Annotated in this window: 12 protein-coding genes; 9 read left to right on the forward strand and 3 right to left on the reverse strand. The window is 68.3% G+C overall.

The window, feature by feature from the left end; translation table 11 throughout:
* The first annotated feature begins 32 nt into the window (after positions 1–32).
* The 7 genes from rpoB (at position 33) to AB0958_RS12105 (ending at position 15,846) form a co-directional block, all read left to right on the forward strand.
* Positions 33–3,518 (forward strand): DNA-directed RNA polymerase subunit beta, encoded by a 3,486-nt coding sequence (gene rpoB / locus AB0958_RS12075; protein WP_358983554.1) that lies wholly within the window; start codon positions 33–35, stop codon positions 3,516–3,518.
* Positions 3,519–3,614: 96 nt separating this feature from the next.
* Entirely contained in the window at positions 3,615–7,514 is a 3,900-nt protein-coding gene (locus AB0958_RS12080; protein WP_366890259.1) for a DNA-directed RNA polymerase subunit beta', read from the forward strand.
* Between the two features lie 739 nt (positions 7,515–8,253).
* On the forward strand, positions 8,254–8,625 hold the full coding sequence (rpsL, locus tag AB0958_RS12085) for a 30S ribosomal protein S12 (protein WP_003948652.1): 372 nt from the start codon (positions 8,254–8,256) through the stop codon (positions 8,623–8,625).
* 2 nt (positions 8,626–8,627) lie between these two features.
* A complete protein-coding gene (gene rpsG, locus AB0958_RS12090) occupies positions 8,628–9,098 on the forward strand; it encodes a 30S ribosomal protein S7 (RefSeq protein WP_003992340.1) in 471 nt (156 codons plus the stop codon).
* Between the two features lie 39 nt (positions 9,099–9,137).
* Positions 9,138–11,264, forward strand: coding sequence for an elongation factor G (fusA, locus tag AB0958_RS12095; protein WP_132890216.1), 2,127 nt, complete (start codon positions 9,138–9,140; stop codon positions 11,262–11,264).
* 169 nt (positions 11,265–11,433) lie between these two features.
* Positions 11,434–12,627 (forward strand): elongation factor Tu, encoded by a 1,194-nt coding sequence (gene tuf, locus AB0958_RS12100; RefSeq protein ID WP_132890215.1) that lies wholly within the window; start codon positions 11,434–11,436, stop codon positions 12,625–12,627.
* A gap of 210 nt (positions 12,628–12,837) precedes the next feature.
* Positions 12,838–15,846, forward strand: a complete 3,009-nt coding sequence (locus AB0958_RS12105; protein ID WP_366890260.1) for a glycosyl hydrolase 115 family protein — start codon at positions 12,838–12,840, stop codon at positions 15,844–15,846.
* 16 nt (positions 15,847–15,862) lie between these two features.
* Here the strand turns inward: AB0958_RS12105 and AB0958_RS12110 are convergent, their stop codons facing one another.
* A complete protein-coding gene (locus AB0958_RS12110; RefSeq protein ID WP_366890261.1) occupies positions 15,863–17,233 on the reverse strand; it encodes a S41 family peptidase in 1,371 nt (456 codons plus the stop codon).
* A gap of 144 nt (positions 17,234–17,377) precedes the next feature.
* Here AB0958_RS12110 and AB0958_RS12115 point away from each other — a divergent pair, with 144 nt between their 5' ends.
* Positions 17,378–17,890, forward strand: coding sequence for a GNAT family protein (locus tag AB0958_RS12115; protein ID WP_366890262.1), 513 nt, complete (start codon positions 17,378–17,380; stop codon positions 17,888–17,890).
* A gap of 10 nt (positions 17,891–17,900) precedes the next feature.
* On the opposite strand, the gene AB0958_RS12120 is transcribed toward AB0958_RS12115, so the two are convergent.
* A complete protein-coding gene (locus AB0958_RS12120; protein ID WP_366890263.1) occupies positions 17,901–18,785 on the reverse strand; it encodes a hypothetical protein in 885 nt (294 codons plus the stop codon).
* A 44-nt stretch (positions 18,786–18,829) separates the two neighbouring features.
* Positions 18,830–19,657, reverse strand: coding sequence for a helix-turn-helix domain-containing protein (locus AB0958_RS12125; protein ID WP_366890264.1), 828 nt, complete (start codon positions 19,655–19,657; stop codon positions 18,830–18,832).
* 574 nt (positions 19,658–20,231) lie between these two features.
* Here AB0958_RS12125 and AB0958_RS12130 point away from each other — a divergent pair.
* Positions 20,232–20,680: helix-turn-helix transcriptional regulator (locus AB0958_RS12130; protein ID WP_366890265.1), on the forward strand; the 449-nt coding region annotated here is incomplete at its 3' end.

Raw genomic sequence — 20,680 nt, forward strand, 5'->3', positions numbered from 1 at the left:
TAGTGAGTCCGAGCCCTCGGAAGGACCCCCTCTTGGCCGCCTCGCGCACTGCCTCGAACGCGAATATGAACAACGGCGCCAGCACCGCCCCGCTGCGCATCTCCTTTGCAAAGATCAAGGAGCCTCTCGAGGTTCCCAACCTGCTCGCGCTGCAGACCGAGAGCTTCGACTGGCTGCTCGGCAACACCGCCTGGCAGAGTCGGGTCGAGGAGGCTCTGGAGTCCGGTCAGGACGTCCCCACCAAGTCCGGTCTGGAGGAGATCTTCGAGGAGATCTCCCCGATCGAGGACTTCTCCGGGTCGATGTCGCTGACGTTCCGCGACCACCGCTTCGAGCCGCCGAAGAACAGCATCGACGAGTGCAAGGAGCGCGACTTCACGTACGCCGCCCCGCTCTTCGTCACGGCCGAGTTCACCAACAACGAGACCGGTGAGATCAAGTCCCAGACGGTCTTCATGGGCGACTTCCCGCTCATGACGAACAAGGGCACCTTCGTCATCAACGGCACCGAGCGTGTCGTGGTGTCGCAGCTGGTCCGTTCGCCCGGTGTCTACTTCGACTCCTCCATCGACAAGACGTCCGACAAGGACATCTTCTCCGCCAAGATCATCCCGTCCCGGGGTGCCTGGCTGGAGATGGAGATCGACAAGCGCGACATGGTCGGTGTCCGCATCGACCGCAAGCGCAAGCAGTCGGTCACCGTGCTGCTCAAGGCTCTCGGGTGGACCACCGAGCAGATCCTCGAGGAGTTCGGCGAGTACGAGTCCATGCGCGCCACCCTGGAGAAGGACCACACCCAGGGCCAGGACGACGCGCTGCTCGACATCTACCGCAAGCTGCGTCCGGGCGAGCCCCCCACGCGTGAGGCCGCGCAGACGCTCCTGGAGAACCTGTACTTCAACCCCAAGCGCTACGACCTCGCCAAGGTCGGCCGCTACAAGGTCAACAAGAAGCTGGGTGCGGAGGCTCCGCTCGACGCGGGCGTCCTGACCGTCGAGGACGTCATCTCGACGATCAAGTACCTGGTGAAGCTGCACGCCGGTGAGACCGAGACGGCCGCGGACAACGGCCAGACGATCGTCGTCGAGACCGACGACATCGACCACTTCGGCAACCGTCGTCTGCGCAGCGTCGGCGAGCTCATCCAGAACCAGGTCCGCACCGGTCTGGCCCGTATGGAGCGCGTCGTCCGCGAGCGCATGACCACCCAGGACGTCGAGGCGATCACGCCCCAGACCCTGATCAACATCCGGCCGGTCGTCGCCTCCATCAAGGAGTTCTTCGGCACCAGCCAGCTGTCCCAGTTCATGGACCAGAACAACCCGCTGTCGGGTCTCACCCACAAGCGCCGTCTGTCGGCCCTTGGCCCGGGTGGTCTCTCCCGTGAGCGGGCCGGCTTCGAGGTCCGTGACGTGCACCCGTCGCACTACGGCCGCATGTGCCCGATCGAGACCCCCGAAGGCCCGAACATCGGCCTGATCGGCTCGCTCGCCTCCTACGGCCGGGTCAACGCGTTCGGCTTCGTCGAGACCCCGTACCGCAAGGTCGTCGACGGCCAGGTCACCGACGAGGTGGACTACCTGACCGCCGACGAGGAGGACCGCTTCGTCATCGCGCAGGCCAACGCCGGCCTGACCGACGACCTGCGCTTCGCCGAGGGCCGCGTCCTCGTCCGCCGCCGTGGCGGCGAGGTCGACTACGTCGCCGGTGACGACGTGGACTACATGGACGTCTCGCCGCGCCAGATGGTGTCGGTCGCGACCGCCATGATCCCCTTCCTCGAGCACGACGACGCCAACCGTGCCCTCATGGGCGCGAACATGATGCGCCAGGCCGTGCCGCTGATCAAGAGCGAGGCCCCGCTCGTCGGCACCGGCATGGAGTACCGCTCCGCCGTCGACGCCGGTGACGTGGTCAAGGCCGAGAAGGACGGTGTGGTCCAGGAGGTCTCCGCGGACTACATCACCACCGCCAACGACGACGGCACGTACATCACGTACCGCCTGGCCAAGTTCTCCCGGTCCAACCAGGGCACCTCGGTCAACCAGAAGGTCATCGTCAACGAGGGCGACCGCATCATCACCGGCCAGGTGCTGGCCGACGGTCCGGCCACCCAGAACGGCGAGATGGCCCTCGGCAAGAACCTGCTCGTGGCGTTCATGCCGTGGGAGGGTCACAACTACGAGGACGCGATCATCCTGTCGCAGCGCCTCGTGCAGGACGACGTCCTCTCCTCGATCCACATCGAGGAGCACGAGGTCGACGCCCGTGACACCAAGCTCGGCCCCGAGGAGATCACCCGGGACATCCCGAACGTCTCCGAGGAGGTCCTCGCCGACCTCGACGAGCGCGGCATCATCCGCATCGGCGCCGAGGTCATCGCCGGTGACATCCTCGTCGGCAAGGTCACCCCGAAGGGTGAGACCGAGCTGACCCCCGAGGAGCGCCTGCTGCGCGCGATCTTCGGTGAGAAGGCGCGTGAGGTCCGTGACACCTCGCTGAAGGTGCCGCACGGCGAGACCGGCAAGGTCATCGGCGTGCGCGTCTTCGACCGCGAGGAGGGCGACGAGCTGCCGCCGGGCGTGAACCAGCTGGTCCGCGTCTACGTCGCGCAGAAGCGCAAGATCACCGACGGTGACAAGCTCGCCGGCCGCCACGGCAACAAGGGTGTCATCTCGAAGATCCTTCCCATCGAGGACATGCCGTTCCTCGAGGACGGAACTCCGGTCGACATCATCCTCAACCCGCTCGGCGTCCCGTCCCGAATGAACCCGGGACAGGTCCTGGAGATCCACCTGGGCTGGCTCGCCAGCCGCGGCTGGGACGTCTCCGGTCTCGCCGACGAGTGGGCCCAGCGTCTCCAGGCCATCGGTGCCGACCAGGTCGCCCCGCGCACCAACGTCGCCACCCCGGTCTTCGACGGTGCCCGCGAGGACGAGCTGGCGGGTCTGCTGCAGCACACCATCCCGAACCGCGACGGCGACCGACTGGTCCTCCCGTCCGGCAAGGCGCGGCTGTTCGACGGCCGCAGCGGTGAGCCGTTCCCGGACCCGATCTCGGTCGGCTACATGTACATCCTGAAGCTGCACCACCTGGTCGACGACAAGCTGCACGCCCGTTCGACCGGCCCGTACTCGATGATCACCCAGCAGCCGCTGGGTGGTAAGGCCCAGTTCGGTGGCCAGCGGTTCGGCGAGATGGAGGTGTGGGCGCTGGAGGCGTACGGCGCCGCCTACGCCCTCCAGGAGCTGCTGACCATCAAGTCCGACGACGTCACCGGCCGCGTGAAGGTCTACGAGGCCATCGTCAAGGGCGAGAACATCCCCGAGCCCGGCATCCCCGAGTCCTTCAAGGTCCTCATCAAGGAGATGCAGTCGCTCTGCCTGAACGTGGAGGTGCTGTCCAGCGACGGTATGTCCATCGAGATGCGTGACACCGACGAGGACGTCTTCCGCGCGGCGGAGGAGCTCGGCATCGACCTGTCCCGGCGCGAGCCGAGCAGCGTCGAAGAGGTCTGACGGGAGTCCGGCGGGCCCTGATCGCTCAGGGCCCGCCGACCCCCAGGCCCCCGTTTCAGACCACAGACTCACAACCCTGAGAGGGATTGACGCATAGTGCTCGACGTCAACTTCTTCGACGAGCTCCGGATCGGCCTGGCCACCGCGGACGACATCCGTCAGTGGAGCCACGGCGAGGTCAAGAAGCCCGAGACGATCAACTACCGCACCCTCAAGCCGGAAAAGGACGGGCTCTTCTGCGAGAAGATCTTCGGTCCCACCCGGGACTGGGAGTGCTACTGCGGCAAGTACAAGCGCGTCCGCTTCAAGGGCATCATCTGTGAGCGCTGCGGCGTCGAGGTGACCCGCGCCAAGGTGCGTCGTGAGCGGATGGGCCACATCGAGCTGGCCGCGCCCGTCACGCACATCTGGTACTTCAAGGGTGTCCCGAGCCGCCTGGGCTACCTGCTCGACCTGGCGCCGAAGGACCTCGAGAAGGTCATCTACTTCGCGGCGTACATGATCACGTACGTCGACGAGGAGCGCCGCACCCGCGACCTGCCCTCCCTGGAGGCGCACGTCTCCGTCGAGCGCCAGCAGATCGAGAACCGCCGGGACGCCGACCTGGAGGCCCGCGCCAAGAAGCTGGAAAGCGACCTGGCCGAGCTGGAGGCCGAGGGCGCCAAGGCCGACGTGCGCCGCAAGGTGCGCGAGGGTGCCGAGCGTGAGATGAAGCAGCTGCGCGACCGTTCGCAGCGCGAGATCGACCGCCTCGACGAGGTCTGGACCCGCTTCAAGAACCTCAAGGTCCAGGACCTGGAGGGCGACGAGCTCCTCTACCGCGAGCTGCGTGACCGCTTCGGCACGTACTTCGACGGTTCGATGGGTGCCGCGGCGCTGCAGAAGCGCCTGGAGTCCTTCGACCTCGACGAGGAGGCGGAGAAGCTCCGCGAGATCATCCGTACCGGCAAGGGCCAGAAGAAGACCCGTGCGCTCAAGCGCCTGAAGGTCGTCTCCGCGTTCCTGCAGACCAGCAACAGCCCCAAGGGCATGGTGCTGGACTGCGTGCCGGTCATCCCGCCGGACCTCCGCCCGATGGTGCAGCTGGACGGTGGCCGCTTCGCGACCTCCGACCTGAACGACCTGTACCGCCGTGTCATCAACCGCAACAACCGCCTGAAGCGCCTTCTCGACCTCGGTGCGCCCGAGATCATCGTGAACAACGAGAAGCGCATGCTCCAGGAGGCCGTCGACGCCCTCTTCGACAACGGTCGTCGCGGTCGCCCGGTCACCGGTCCCGGCAACCGCCCGCTGAAGTCCCTGAGCGACATGCTCAAGGGCAAGCAGGGTCGTTTCCGTCAGAACCTGCTCGGCAAGCGAGTCGACTACTCGGCGCGTTCCGTCATCGTCGTCGGCCCGCAGCTGAAGCTGCACCAGTGCGGTCTGCCCAAGGCCATGGCGCTGGAGCTCTTCAAGCCGTTCGTGATGAAGCGCCTGGTCGACCTGAACCACGCGCAGAACATCAAGTCCGCCAAGCGCATGGTGGAGCGCGGCCGCACCGTCGTGTACGACGTCCTCGAAGAGGTCATCGCCGAGCACCCGGTGCTGCTGAACCGTGCGCCCACCCTGCACCGCCTCGGCATCCAGGCCTTCGAGCCGCAGCTGGTCGAGGGCAAGGCCATCCAGATCCACCCGCTCGTGTGCACCGCGTTCAACGCGGACTTCGACGGTGACCAGATGGCCGTGCACCTGCCGCTGTCCGCGGAGGCGCAGGCCGAGGCCCGCATCCTGATGCTGTCCTCGAACAACATCCTCAAGCCCGCCGACGGCCGTCCGGTGACGATGCCGACCCAGGACATGGTCCTCGGTCTGTTCTTCCTCACCACCGACGGCGAGCTGCGCGACACCAAGGGCGAGGGCCGCGCGTTCGGCTCCACGGCCGAGGCGACCATGGCGTTCGACGCCGGCGAGCTGGCGCTGCAGTCGCCGATCGACATCCGCTTCCCGGTGGGCACCATCCCGCCGCGCGGCTGGACCCCGCCGGCCGTCGAGGAGGGCGAGCCGGAGTACCAGGTCGGTGACTCCTTCCGGCTGCGCACCACCCTGGGCCGCGCGCTCTTCAACGAGCTGCTGCCCGAGGACTACCCGTTCGTCGACTACTCGGTGGGCAAGAAGCAGCTCGGCGAGATCGTCAACGACCTGGCCGAGCGCTACCCCAAGGTCATCGTGGCGGCGACGCTCGACAACCTGAAGGCGGCCGGCTTCTACTGGGGCACCCGCTCCGGTGTCACCGTGGCCATCTCCGACGTCGTCGTCCCCGAGGCGAAGAAGGCGATCGTCGCCGGCTACGAGGCGCAGGACGAGAAGGTCCAGAAGCAGTACGAGCGCGGTCTGATCACCAAGGAAGAGCGCACTCAGGAGCTCATCGCGATCTGGACCAAGGCGACCAACGAGGTCGCCGAGGCGATGAACGAGAACTTCCCCAAGACGAACCCCATCTTCATGATGGTTGACTCGGGTGCCCGAGGAAACATGATGCAGATGCGGCAGATCGCCGGTATGCGTGGTCTGGTGTCGAACGCGAAGAACGAGACCATCCCGCGTCCGATCAAGGCCTCGTTCCGTGAGGGCCTGTCCGTGCTCGAGTACTTCATCTCGACGCACGGTGCCCGTAAGGGTCTCGCCGACACCGCCCTGCGTACCGCCGACTCGGGTTACCTGACCCGTCGTCTGGTGGACGTCTCGCAGGACGTCATCATCCGCGAGGAGGACTGCGGCACCGAGCGCGGCCTCAAGCTGCACATCGCGGAGGTCGGCGCGGACGGCGTGCTGCGCAAGGCGGAGAACGTCGAGACCAGCGTGTACGCCCGTGCGCTGGCCGAGGACATCGTCGTGGACGGCGTGGTGCTGGCCCCGGCCAACACCGACCTCGGTGACGTCCTCATCGACGAGCTGGTCGCCCGTGGCGTCTCGGAGGTCAAGACCCGTTCGGTCCTGACCTGTGAGTCCGCCGTCGGCACCTGCGCCATGTGCTACGGCCGCTCGCTGGCCACCGGCAAGCTGGTCGACATCGGTGAGGCGGTCGGCATCATCGCCGCCCAGTCCATCGGTGAGCCCGGTACCCAGCTGACGATGCGTACCTTCCACACCGGTGGTGTGGCCGGTGACGACATCACCCAGGGTCTGCCGCGTGTCGTCGAGCTCTTCGAGGCCCGTACCCCGAAGGGTGTCGCCCCGATCTCCGAGGCCCAGGGCCGGGTGCGGATCGAGGAGACCGAGAAGACCAAGAAGATCGTCATCACGCCGGACGACGGCAGCGACGAGACGGCGTACCCGATCTCGAAGCGCGCCCGACTCCTGGTCAGCGAGGGCGAGCACGTCGAGGTGGGCCAGAAGCTCACCGTGGGTGCCACCAACCCGCACGACGTGCTGCGCATCCTGGGCCAGCGTGCCGTCCAGGTCCACCTGGTCGGCGAGGTCCAGAAGGTCTACAACTCGCAGGGTGTGTCGATCCACGACAAGCACATCGAGATCATCATCCGGCAGATGCTGCGCCGTGTGACGATCATCGAGTCCGGTGACGCCGAGCTGCTGCCCGGCGAGCTGGTCGAGCGCTCGAAGTTCGAGCACGAGAACCGTCGTGTGGTCCAGGAGGGCGGTCACCCGGCCTCCGGTCGTCCGCAGCTCATGGGTATCACCAAGGCCTCGCTGGCCACGGAGTCCTGGCTGTCGGCGGCGTCCTTCCAGGAGACGACGCGAGTCCTCACCGACGCGGCGATCAACGCCAAGTCCGACTCGCTCATCGGCCTCAAGGAGAACGTCATCATCGGTAAGCTCATCCCGGCCGGTACGGGTCTGTCCCGTTACCGCAACATCCGGGTGGAGCCGACCGAGGAGGCGAAGGCTGCGATGTACTCGGCCGTCGGCTACGACGACATCGACTACTCGCCGTTCGGCACGGGCTCCGGCCAGGCCGTTCCGCTGGAGGACTACGACTACGGTCCGTACAACCAGTAGTGGTCGGTTCGAAGGGCGGTCACCCCTCACGGGTGGCCGCCCTTCGGCGTGCCCGGACCGACGGCACGACGACCGCCACGGCGGCCGTCAGGGCGCGCGGAGAGGCCGCCGACGACGAGCTGTGGCAGTCGGCTGGGCACCGGCCCTGTCCCGGCGGCGGACGGCCGCACGAGGGCTCCGGCGGCCCGCAGCACCCTTGCCTGGACGCAGCCCCTACCGCGGGGCTTCGTGGAGGCCCAGCCGTCCTCCGGCCGCCGCGGGCGGCCGGAGGACGGCTGGGGGAGCAAGAGGAGCCGAGGGGCAGCGAAGACGCGCGGCAGAGCCCCGGAGCGGAGGTTCGTGGAGCGTCGATCGGTGAGGGGTCGGTGGCTTCGCAGGCCCCCCGACCGGCCTTCGACCGGTACCGGACGATTCGTGTCGGTCCCGTTCGCGTGTCGGCCGTCTTCGTGGTATAGCAGAGGCCTCTCACAAAACCCCAGCTCACAGGCCCCGCAAGCGGTCACCCTTCTTTTGTTTTGACCGGAGTCATTGCGCTGGGTACGCTCAGACCTTGTGCCTGGGGTGTGCCCTGATCCTCGTGCGTGCCTTCAAACCGCACCTGAGTGACGAAGCGGCCACCGTGATCCGTGCCCCCTTCTGCTTTCCGGCAGGAGTTCGCGGGATCCGACACACCCGACCGCGTGGGTCGGCGACGTTCCAGGTTAGCTTCACCATTCGGCACACAGAAACCGGAGAAGTAGTGCCTACGATCCAGCAGCTGGTCCGCAAGGGCCGGCAGGACAAGGTCGAGAAGAACAAGACGCCCGCACTCGAGGGTTCCCCTCAGCGCCGGGGCGTCTGCACGCGTGTGTTCACGACCACCCCGAAGAAGCCGAACTCGGCCCTGCGTAAGGTCGCGCGTGTGCGTCTGACCAGCGGGATCGAGGTCACCGCTTACATTCCGGGTGAGGGACACAACCTGCAGGAGCACTCCATCGTGCTCGTGCGCGGCGGCCGTGTGAAGGACCTGCCGGGTGTTCGCTACAAGATCATCCGTGGCTCGCTCGACACCCAGGGTGTCAAGAACCGCAAGCAGGCCCGCAGCCGCTACGGCGCCAAGAAGGAGAAGTAAGAATGCCTCGTAAGGGCCCCGCCCCGAAGCGCCCGGTCATCATCGACCCGGTTTACGGCTCCCCTCTGGTGACCTCCCTGATCAACAAGGTGCTGCTGAACGGCAAGCGTTCCACCGCCGAGCGCATCGTCTACGGCGCCATGGAGGGTCTGCGTGAGAAGACGGGCAACGACCCGATCATCACGCTGAAGCGCGCGCTGGAGAACATCAAGCCGACCCTCGAGGTCAAGTCCCGCCGTGTCGGTGGTGCGACGTACCAGGTTCCGATCGAGGTCAAGCCCGGTCGCGCCAACACCCTCGCGCTGCGCTGGCTCGTCGGCTACTCCCGCGCCCGTCGCGAGAAGACCATGACCGAGCGCCTGCTCAACGAGCTTCTCGACGCTTCGAACGGCCTCGGTGCGGCCGTCAAGAAGCGCGAGGACACGCACAAGATGGCCGAGTCCAACAAGGCCTTCGCGCACTACCGCTGGTAGTCGCTACCCACATCGAGACCGAGAGAAGACCGAAGCCTTATGGCTACCACTTCACTTGACCTGGCCAAGGTCCGCAACATCGGGATCATGGCCCACATCGACGCGGGCAAGACGACCACCACCGAGCGGATCCTGTTCTACACCGGTGTGTCGTACAAGATCGGTGAGGTCCACGACGGCGCCGCCACCATGGACTGGATGGAGCAGGAGCAGGAGCGTGGCATCACGATCACCTCTGCTGCCACCACCTGTCACTGGCCGCTGGAAGACGTCGACCACACCATCAACATCATCGACACCCCGGGCCACGTCGACTTCACCGTCGAGGTGGAGCGTTCGCTGCGCGTGCTCGACGGTGCCGTGACGGTGTTCGACGGCGTCGCCGGCGTGGAGCCCCAGTCCGAGACGGTGTGGCGTCAGGCGGACCGCTACGGCGTCCCGCGTATCTGCTTCGTCAACAAGCTCGACCGGACCGGTGCCGAGTTCCACCGCTGCGTCGACATGATCAGCGACCGCCTGGGCGCGCAGCCGATCATCATGCAGCTCCCGATCGGTGCCGAGGCCGACTTCCAGGGCGTCGTGGACCTCGTCCGCATGAAGGCGCTCGTGTGGTCCGCCGAGGCCACCAAGGGCGAGATGTACGACGTCGTCGACATCCCGGCCACCCACACCGAGGCTGCCGAGGAGTACCGCGGCAAGCTCATCGAGACGGTCGCCGAGAACGACGAAGAGATCATGGAGCTGTACCTGGAGGGCGAAGAGCCCACCGAGGAGCAGCTGTACGCCGCGATCCGTCGCATCACCATCGCGTCCGGCAAGTCCAAGGACACCACGGTCACCCCGGTGTTCTGCGGTACCGCGTTCAAGAACAAGGGCGTCCAGCCCCTGCTCGACGCGGTCGTGCGCTACCTCCCCTCCCCCCTGGACGTCGAGGCCATCGAGGGCCACGACGTGAAGGACCCGGAGGTCGTGGTCAAGCGCAAGCCGTCCGACGACGAGCCGCTGTCCGCGCTGGCGTTCAAGATCATGAGCGACCCGCACCTCGGCAAGCTCACCTTCGTCCGGGTCTACTCGGGCCGCCTGGAGTCCGGCACCGCCGTGCTGAACTCCGTCAAGGGCAAGAAGGAGCGCATCGGCAAGATCTACCGCATGCACGCGAACAAGCGTGAGGAGATCGAGTCGGTGGGCGCCGGCGACATCATCGCCGTCATGGGTCTGAAGCAGACCACGACCGGTGAGACGCTGTGCGACGACAAGCAGCCGGTGATCCTGGAGTCCATGGACTTCCCGGCGCCGGTCATCCAGGTCGCCATCGAGCCCAAGTCCAAGGGTGACCAGGAGAAGCTGGGTGTCGCCATCCAGCGTCTCGCGGAGGAGGACCCCTCCTTCCAGGTCCACTCGGACGAGGAGACCGGCCAGACCATCATCGGTGGTATGGGCGAACTGCACCTCGAGGTGCTGGTCGACCGTATGCGCCGTGAGTTCAAGGTCGAGGCCAACGTCGGCAAGCCGCAGGTCGCGTACCGTGAGACGATCCGTCAGGCCGTCGAGCGCGTCGACTACACCCACAAGAAGCAGACCGGTGGTACCGGTCAGTTCGCGAAGGTGCAGATCGGCATCGAGCCGCTCGAGGGTGGCGACACGTCGTACGAGTTCGTGAACAAGGTGACCGGTGGTCGTATCCCGAAGGAGTACATCCCTTCGGTCGACGCCGGTGCGCAGGAGGCCATGCAGTTCGGCATCCTCGCCGGTTACGAGATGACCGGTGTCCGCGTGATCCTGCACGACGGTGCCTACCACGAGGTGGACTCCTCCGAGCTCGCCTTCAAGATCGCCGGTTCGCAGGCCTTCAAGGAGGCCGCGCGCAAGGCCAAGCCCGTTCTCCTTGAGCCGATGATGGCCGTCGAGGTCACCACGCCCGAGGACTACATGGGTGAGGTCATCGGCGACATCAACTCCCGCCGTGGCCAGATCCAGGCCATGGAGGAGCGGGCCGGTGCCCGCGTCGTGAAGGGCCTCGTGCCCCTCTCGGAGATGTTCGGTTACGTCGGCGACCTGCGCAGCAAGACGTCCGGCCGGGCCAGCTACTCCATGCAGTTCGACTCCTACGCCGAGGTTCCGCGGAACGTCGCCGAGGAGATCATCGCGAAGGCCAAGGGCGAGTAAGCACCGCGTTCACCGCAGTGCGCACCACGCCGTAGGCTTGACCCCGGAGCCTCTCGGGTCGTTCCTCCGCATTCGTGGCGGATCGGCCCGGGGCCCGGGACCCAACAGCAAAGATCACCTGGCGCCGATTGAACCAAGGCGTACAGAACCACTCCACAGGAGGACCCCAGTGGCGAAGGCGAAGTTCGAGCGGACTAAGCCGCACGTCAACATCGGCACCATCGGTCACATCGACCACGGTAAGACGACCCTCACGGCCGCCATTACCAAGGTGCTGCACGACGCGTACCCGGACCTGAACGAGGCCACCCCGTTCGACAACATCGACAAGGCGCCCGAGGAGCGTCAGCGCGGTATCACCATCTCCATCGCGCACGTCGAGTACCAGACCGAGGCGCGCCACTACGCCCACGTCGACTGCCCGGGTCACGCGGACTACATCAAGAACATGATCACCGGTGCCGCCCAGATGGACGGCGCGATCCTGGTCGTGGCCGCCACCGACGGCCCGATGCCGCAGACCAAGGAGCACGTGCTCCTGGCCCGCCAGGTCGGCGTGCCGTACATCGTCGTCGCCCTGAACAAGGCCGACATGGTGGACGACGAGGAGATCCTGGAGCTCGTCGAGCTCGAGGTCCGTGAGCTCCTCTCCGAGTACGAGTTCCCGGGCGACGACGTCCCGGTCGTCAAGGTCTCGGCGCTCAAGGCGCTCGAGGGCGACGCCCAGTGGACCCAGTCGGTCCTGGACCTCATGAACGCTGTCGACACCTCCATCCCGGAGCCCGAGCGTGACGTCGACAAGCCGTTCCTGATGCCGATCGAGGACGTCTTCACGATCACCGGTCGTGGCACCGTCGTCACCGGTCGTATCGAGCGCGGTATCCTCAAGGTCAACGAGACCGTCGACATCATCGGCATCAAGACCGAGAAGACCACCACCACGGTCACCGGTATCGAGATGTTCCGCAAGCTGCTCGACGAGGGCCAGGCCGGTGAGAACGTCGGTCTGCTGCTCCGCGGCATCAAGCGCGAGGACGTCGAGCGCGGCCAGGTCATCATCAAGCCGGGCTCGGTCACCCCGCACACCGAGTTCGAGGCGCAGGCCTACATCCTCTCCAAGGACGAGGGTGGCCGCCACACGCCGTTCTTCAACAACTACCGTCCGCAGTTCTACTTCCGTACCACGGACGTGACCGGCGTCGTGACCCTCCCCGAGGGCACCGAGATGGTCATGCCGGGCGACAACACTGAGATGAAGGTCGAGCTCATCCAGCCCATCGCCATGGAAGAGGGCCTGAAGTTCGCCATCCGTGAGGGTGGCCGCACGGTCGGCGCCGGCCAGGTCACCAAGATCAACAAGTGATCTCGGCCCGCAAGGGCTGACCTGGTAGGTCTCTGGAGGGCCCGTACGACTTCGGTCGTACGGGCCTTTCGGCGTGTCCGAGGCGGTCCGGCGGGTCCGGCGGGTCAGGCGGGCTCGAAAGTATTCGGCGGGTACGACCCCTGGCTCACAGGAGCCACTCCGTCCACCATTTGTCATGCCGCTGACCAAATTCGGGTGGAGGGGTGAGGCATGTCCGTGCGTCGTAGGACCGTCCTGGGGGCGGGGCTGGCCACCGTGCCCGTGCTGTCGTCGGGCGTCGCGTGGGCCGGAGGCGACCGTGGGCCCCGGGTGACCGACCCCGGCGCGTACATCTCCTTCACCGGTGGGGCGTTTTCCCTGGTGGGCGCCCCGGTCGTGGTGAGCGCGGACGACCACCCAGGAGTCGTACGGGTGGCGGGCGACCTCCGCGCCGACCTCGAACGGGTGACGGGGATCAGGCCGGGTGCCACGATCGCCCGCCGCGCCGTACTCGTCGGTACGATCGGCCGCAGCCCGCTGATCGACGGCCTGGTGGCCTCCGGGAAGCTGGACGTGACGGGGGTCGGGGGTCGTTGGGAGACCTCGCTCCAGACGGTGGTCGAGCATCCGATGCCCGGGGTGGACCAGGCCTTCGTCATCGCGGGCAGCGACCCGCGCGGCACGATCTTCGGGGCGTACGACGTCTCGTACGGCATCGGTGTCTCGCCCTGGTATTGGTGGGACGACGTGCCCCCGGTGCACAGGGCCGCGGTGTGGGTCCTGCCCGGCAGGTTCACCCAGGGCACCCCCGCCGTGAAGTACCGCGGCTTCTTCATCAACGACGAGAACCCGGCCCTCGGCACCTGGGCGCCCGCCCACTTCGGTCCCGGCAAGGCCCCCGGCTACCCCGGCGGCTTCAACGCGGACTTCTACGCCCGGGTCTTCGAGGTGCTGCTCCGGCTGAAGGGCAACTACCTCTGGCCGGCGGTATGGGGGCGGGCCTTCGCCGAGGACGACCCGGAGAACCACCGGCGGGCCGCCGACTTCGGCGTTGTCATGGGCACGTCTCACGAGGCGCCGATGATGCGCGGCATCGAGGAGTGGAACCGGCACGCCACGGGCGGGAAGGACCCCTACGGGGGCACGGGCGAGTGGTCGTACCTCCGCAACGCCGAGGCGATCCGGGCCTACTGGCGGGCCGGCATCCAGCGCATGGTCGACGAGGGTTTCGAGGGTGTCGTCACGCTCGGCATGCGCGGCAACGGCGACACCGGCCTGCCCGACGGCGACGGCATCGAGCTGATGCAGGAGATCATCGCCGCGCAACGCCGGATCATCGAGGAGGTGACGGGCCGGCCGGCCGCCGAGACCCCCCAGGTGTGGACCCTGTACAAGGAGGTCCAGCGCTACTGGGACCGCGGCCTGCGCGCCCCGGACGACGTCACGGTCGTCCTGACGGACGACAACTGGGGCAACATCCGCAAGCACCCCTCGCCGCAGGAGCCGCGCGGCGGCGGATACGGCCTCTACTACCACTTCGACTACGTGGGTGCGGGCCGCAACTACAAGTGGGTGGACACGGCGAACCTCCGCAACGTCTGGGACCAGCTCCACCAGGCGCACGCCTACGGCAACCACGGCCTGTGGGTGGCCAACGTGGGCGACCTGAAGGGCAACGAGCTGCCGACGGAGTTCTTCCTCACCTACGCGTGGGACCCGTCGCGCTGGGACGTCGACCGGCTGGGGGAGTGGGAGCGGAGGTACGCGCGGCAGAACTTCGGCGCCGCGGTGGCGGAGGACGCGGCCGAAGTCCTCGCCAGATACGGTCAGTTGCAGGCGCGCCGCAAACCCGAGCTGCTGAACCGCCGGATCACCCTCTCCGACACCGGCGAGGTGGTGTACGACGACCAGCAGACGCCCTTCTCGTTCGGCCACCGCGAGCTGGAGCGGGTCACCGAGGAGTGGCGCGAGCTGGGCAGACGGGCGGCGAGGATCGCCCGCCGGCTGCCGGAGGCCACCCAGGACGCGTGGTTCGAACTGGTCGGCTACGAGGTGGCGGCGACCGCGAACCTGTACGCGCTGCGGGAGGCCGAGTTCACCAACCTGCGCTACGCCCGGCAGGGCCGAGCGGCGGCGAACGACCGCGCGGCGGACGCGGAACAGGCCCTGCTCCAGGACTTCGCCCTCGCCGACCGCTTCAACACCGAGGTGGCGGGCGGCAAATGGCGCGGCTTCCAGACCCAGCCGCACATCGACTACGGCGACGTGGCCCGGTACGGCCCCAACGCGCCCTGGCAGCAGCCGGAGAAGGACAACGTGGCACTGCCGGACGTGCTCTTCCCCGCGGTACGGCGGATCGAGGTGCCCGAGGCGGCCGGGCTGGGCGTCTGGGTGGACGGTGCGGACGACGCGGGAGAGGGGACGCTGCCGCCCTTCAGCCCGTACCAGACCCGGCCGCAGCAGTACGTCGAGGTGTTCAACCGGGGCCGCACCCCCTTCGACTACCGGGTGGAGAGCTCGGTCCCGTGGCTGGTGGTGGACCGGCCGCGGGGCCGGGTGGAGCAGCAAGTGCGGGTGGAGGTGCGGGTGGACTGGTCCCGGGCGCCGAGCGGACCGTCGTCAGGGACGCTGACGGTGAGCGGGGCGGGGGAGTCGGTGACGGTGCGGTGCGTGGCGGAACAGCCGGCGGCCCGGGGGGCGTGGGGGGCGCGGGGCCTGCGGGGCTTCGTCGAGGCGGGCGGGTACGTGGCGATCGACGCGGAGCACCACGACCGTGCGGTGGGGCGGTGGCGCCGGCTGCCGGGCATCGGGCGGACCGGGGCCGGGATGACGGCGTGGCCGGTGACGGGCGGCTGGGGCGGCTCCGCGGCCTCCTGGCCCCGGCTGGAGTACGAGGTGAGCCTGCTGTCGGCGGGGGAGGTGACGGTGTGGGCGTACCTGTCCCCGCGCAATCCGTCGCTCGGCTCCCCGGGTCTGCGCTACGCGCTGTCCTTCGACGACGACGAGCCCCAGTCGGTCGACATCACCGCGGGCGCGGACGACGGCCTGCTGAACACCGTCTGGGCGCGGAACACGTCCGACAACGTGAACCGGACGGCGACCCGGCACACCCTGACCGCCGGGACCCACCGCCTGAAGTTCTGGTCGGTGGACCCCACGGTGGTGGTGCAGCGGCTGCTGATCGACACGGGCGGGCTGACCCCGACGTACCTGGGGCCGCTGGAGAGCCGGCGGCTCTAACCTGGCGTGGCGCAGGTCAGCGTGCGGGCCGCAACACGGCCACCGCCCGGTCGAACGCCGAGTCCCGGTTCTTCGCGAACTCCTCGGCGGTGAACACCGGTTCGGTGATGTCCGGCGGGATGCCGGCGCCGTCGAAGGTGCGGCCGGTGCGGGTCAGGAACTCCTCGTTCGGGAGCCAGGCCGCCATGCCGTCGGGAAGGTAACGGACCAGGATGTCCGAGAAGACGCCCTGCGTCGGCTGTCCGACGCGGACCGTGCGGCCCGGACGGTCGATCAGGGCCTGGGTGAAGGTCTCACCGGCGCTGATCGTCGAGCCGCCGGTGAGGAGGGCGATCGGGCCGGTGTAGCGGGGGCCGCGGGCAGGGGTGACGCGCACCGGCTCGGGCGGGGTGTGACGGGACGGGTCGGCGGGGTCGTCGCGGACGCGCTTGGAGTAGGCGACGTACGGGGTGTCCGTCAGCCGTTCGGCGATGTGGATGCCGAGGGCGTCGGAGCCGCCGCCGTTGACCCGCAGGTCGATGATCAGACCGTGCAGGGAGCGGGTGCGGGCGGGGGTGAGGACGGTGTTCAGCGCCCGGTCGAGTTCGGTGAGGTCGGCGGCGTAGGAGTCGTCGTCCTGGTTGTACCCGTCGAAGTCGGCGATCCGGAGGTATCCCAGGCCGCCGGCCAGGTCCGCGTAGGTGATGAGGCCGTCCGCGAAGTCCTGGCGGCCGGTGGCACCCTTCAAGTCGCGGGCGACGACGAACTTCTTCACCTTCGCGTCGAGCTCCGGGCCCGGCACGGTGGTCCCGGGCCGTCCCACGCCGTAGTGGCGGTCGCCGTCCTGGACGAGGACGTGCGCGTCGTGAAGGGGTTCGATCATGCGGCTGAAGATCGTGAACAGCTCGGCGCGGGGGGTGTCCTCGTGCACGAGCGGCCGGTAGTGGTCCCGTACCGCGTGCCAGTCGATGCCCTTGGCGGCGAAGAAGGGGTAGTTCTCCTCGAAGGACTGCCAGAAGACGTCGAAGGAGGCGCGGGGGTCGGTCGAGGGCGGGCGGGTGCAGGCGGCCGGCAGCGCACTGATCCGGGTGAGCCGCCGGTGCCCGACCGTACTGTCGTCGCCGAGCAGGGCGCGCCCGGGGTCGGAGGTGAGCCGCAGGGTGAGGACGTCACCGTCGGAGTCGTACGTCCCCTGTTTCGCCCTCGCCTTCGAGAAGTCCCCCTTGAGGCAGCTGACGGCGGTCGTCTGGTACTCCTGCATCCCCCGTGCGCCGACGGTGAGAAGGGTGCCGTAGCCGTCCGTGCGCCATACGCCGTCCAGGCTCGTGCCGGTTCCGGGCGCTGCCGGCGCCGTGGCGGCGAGGGCGAGGGCCAGGAGGAGGGCTGCGGTCCCGACGACGTTTCGCACGATGGCGTCCTTCCACCCACACGCGACTGACGCTTGCGCCCCTCACGTTGCCGGACGTCGGGACTCCCGGCCATCCGGCAGACGGGGGACTCCGAGTCCGTTCCGGAGCGAGCCGCTCCGAGGCCGGCTGCGTAAAGTTTCCGGATGACAGTGCTGCGTGGCGCCTCCGTCGCCCTCCGCCCCACCGTGCGCGAGGACATCCGCCCCCTGGCGGCCATTCGGGCCACACCTGAAGTGCGTGCACGATGGAGGGGCGGGGACGATCTCGAGGCGGACGTCGCAGCCGACCTCGAAGACCCCGGCACCCGGTGCCTGACCGTCGACCACCGACAGCGGATCATCGGCATGATCCAGTGGTACGCCGAGGAGGAGCCGGACTACCGGCACGCCGGCATCGACCTCTTCCTCGATCCCGCGGTGCACGGCAGGGGCCTGGGCACCGACGCCGTGCGGGCACTGGCCTGCCATCTCGTCGACGTCCACGGATACCACCGTCTGATCATCGACCCGGCAGCCGACAACATCGCGGCGATCCGCTGTTACACCAAGGTCGGCTTCAGGCCGGTCGGCATCATGCGGCAGTACGAGCGCGGCCCGGACGGCACCTGGCACGACGGCCTCCTGATGGACCTCCTGGCCACCGAGCTGGTGCGCTGAGCGCTGACTCCTAGGCGGGCTGCTCGAAGAGCTCGGCCGTGGTGGTGGCCGTGGCGGCGCGGGTCAGCCAGGTGGTGAGGGTGTCGTGGTCGTCGCAGGAGGTGATGCGGTCGCGGGCTTCGTCGCTGACGTCGATGCCACGGCCGCCGAGGACGACGAGGAGGGCTTCGGCGAGGCCTTCGGCGAGGCCTTCGGCGCGCAGGGCCTGGGCCGTCTGGGACTGGAAGATGGAGAGGTCGACGGCCATGAGGTGCCTCCAGAGGTCCGCGGCCGGCGTCTTGCCCAGGCCTTGTTCGGTGAGCTCGATGTAGATGCTCGCGGTGTCTTCGTCGTCGGCCTGCAGGCCCTTCAGGGCGGCTGCCAGTGCTTTCAGTATGGCATCGGACTCCGGCGCGCGGCTGTGCAGCGCGGAGGACAGCACCGCGAGGGGGATGTCCTTGGCGGCCGCCTCAGGCGTGTCGATGACGGGCACGGTGTCCGGGCCCAGGACGAGCGGGCGCAGGGTGAGGGTGGGCCACTGCGGGGGGCCGAGACTGACCTGTTGTGCCGCCCAGGCGGCCGTTTGCCGGTCCCGGCAGACGACCAGCAGTACCGCCGGCATCTTGTACTTGGCGCAGAGAAACGCCAGGTAGTAAGCCCAGCTCGCGGGCTTGTCGGCGTCCTGTCCTCCCTGGGCCTCCACGGCGAGCAGGAAGCTGCCGTCCTTCGCCGTGTCGAGGCGGAGAAGGGTGTCGACGCGGCGTTCCAGAGGGCGGTTCTCCGTCAGGTCGGTGGGGAACGGCGACGCCGAGACCGGATCGCTGAAGGAGACGCCGAGCGCCCTTACGGCGCGGGGGAAGAGTCCCGGATCCTGCTGGAAGATCCGGTGCATCGCTTCGTGCGGGGAACTGACCATGAGGGGAGTCGGGGCCTCTCGGTGTAGTCGTACGGACCTGGTGGTCATGCCGCTCTCTGCAGCGGCTGGTGGGGGCGGCAGTCACGGCAGCGGCCGGGATCCGCCGCACGGAACGGGCGGTCGCAGCCGTCGCAGTCCTGGAAGGGGAGTGGGCGCGGCGGGACGGGCGGCGGTGGCGGAGGCAGGTGCTCCGTGAGGCGGTGGGCCAGGAAGCCCGCCGGGTGAAGGAGTGGCTCGGTCGGGAGGCCGGACGTGAGGGCGCGGCGTACGGCTTCGGGTGAGGCGCCGCGTTCCAGCCAGGCGTCGACCGCCGGGGCGAGCCGTCGTACCTCGCGTTCGGGGAGGAGGAGGCGGGGGTCGTCGTGGTGGAGGCGGGCGAGGAGAGTGGTGGCTGTGCGCTGCGGGTCGGGGGTGCTGCGCGTGGGTTCCGGCAGAGGTGGCTTCGGCGGGCGCGGCGGCGGTGCTGCCGGGGGATGCGCCCGCTCTGGGCGCAGTGCCGGTGCCGGTGGCGGTGCTGGTGGCGGTGGCGGTGTCAGTGGCGGTAGCGGTGGCGGCGTCGCCTCTCGTTCCTCTTCCGCCTCCGTCGGCCGGTTGTACGACACCGTCCGCGAGACCATCCGGCCGTTCGGCAGCCGCTCACGCGTCCGGGACAGGTAGCCGTGGGCCTCCAGTTCGCGCAGCGCCGCCGCGATCCGCACCTCGCCCTCCGGGAAACGCGCGGTCAGCGACCTGATGTCCACGCGGGCGCCGGTCGGCAGCGACTGGATGTGCCCCGCGAGGCCGATCGCGGTGAGGGAGAGTTCGCGATGCTGGAGAAGGCGGTTGTCGACCACCGTGTACCGCGTGGTGAGCCGGACGTTGACGTGGGTCACCCCGTACGAGGGGTTCGACCCCGGAACGGCTGACCGGGCGCGCGAGGGCGCGCTAGTGTGCTCTGCATCCATCGGGAAGTTGCAGTCTTCCTAGGTGGTCAGGCCCTCGATCGGGATCGCTACTCCCGGCCGGGGGCCGTCGTACGTGCGGGGGGTGCCCGTCTGCGTGCTCGCACGGTCACCCGATGTTGTCGCGGCGAGCATATGCCGGACAACCGGCACCGAATCCAGCCCAGTTGGCCATGTTCACTCCGGAGGGTGACGGGCGGCGGCGGGAGGCGGGTGGGGTTGGGTAGGGGGATTTCCCCGGGTTTTTTAACTACTTTGCGGCGGACATCACCGCCTCGCGGAGGACCGCGTGACGGTCAATTCGTCCCGGTCTGGCGTGCGGAGGGGGGTGGGGATTTCTCGGTTCACGTCACTCAGTGTGGCCGCCTGTGCCTACCGTGAACAGTGACGGAGTCGTTGCGTACGGTCACTGTCCGCTGCTTGCCCGGCGTCGGCCGGGCTGTCGGAGGCGGCCGTACGGGTAAGGGCGCCGTCGAGGCACGGTCGTACGACGGAGGGGTGCGGGATGGGCGTTGACGGCGCTGTGGTGCGGCTCAGGAGCGAGGCGGACGAGCCGGGTTGGGAGGTGGATCCCGATGACGAGTGGGGCGTCGCGGTCATCGCGACCGTCGGGCGGCAGCTGAAACTGCGGCGGGAGGCGGTGGGGATGCGGGCCGCCGAGTTCGGGGTGGCGGTCGGGTACGGCGAGGACATGGTCTACAAGATCGAAGGCGGGAAACGGATTCCCCGGCCGGAGTATCTGGACAGGGCGGACGAGGTGCTGGGGGCGGAGGGGCTGCTCTCGGCGATGAAGGAGGACGTACGGCGGGTCCGGTACCCCAAGAAAGTGCGCGACCTGGCGCAGCTGGAGGCGAGGGCGGGTCGTGTCCCTTGTCGTGGTGTAGCCGATCAATCGGCCGTTGTGTTGGTGGCGTTGGGTAGTTCGGGGGCGCTCTCGGGGAGCTCGGCGGGGTA

It is taken from the genome of Streptomyces sp. NPDC006655 (genome assembly GCF_040703965.1).
GTDB lineage: Bacteria > Actinomycetota > Actinomycetes > Streptomycetales > Streptomycetaceae > Streptomyces.

What these genes read in the sequence shown, in the direction of transcription:
- fusA (WP_132890216.1), top strand. Translation starts at nt 9,138, where the DNA reads ATGGCTACCACTTCACTTGACCTGGCCAAGGTCCGCAACATCGGGATC.
- rpsG (WP_003992340.1), top strand. Translation starts at nt 8,628, where the DNA reads ATGCCTCGTAAGGGCCCCGCCCCGAAGCGCCCGGTCATCATCGACCCG.
- AB0958_RS12105 (WP_366890260.1), top strand. Translation starts at nt 12,838, where the DNA reads ATGTCCGTGCGTCGTAGGACCGTCCTGGGGGCGGGGCTGGCCACCGTG.
- AB0958_RS12115 (WP_366890262.1), top strand. Translation starts at nt 17,378, where the DNA reads ATGACAGTGCTGCGTGGCGCCTCCGTCGCCCTCCGCCCCACCGTGCGC.
- AB0958_RS12120 (WP_366890263.1), bottom strand. Translation starts at nt 18,785, where the DNA reads ATGGTCAGTTCCCCGCACGAAGCGATGCACCGGATCTTCCAGCAGGAT.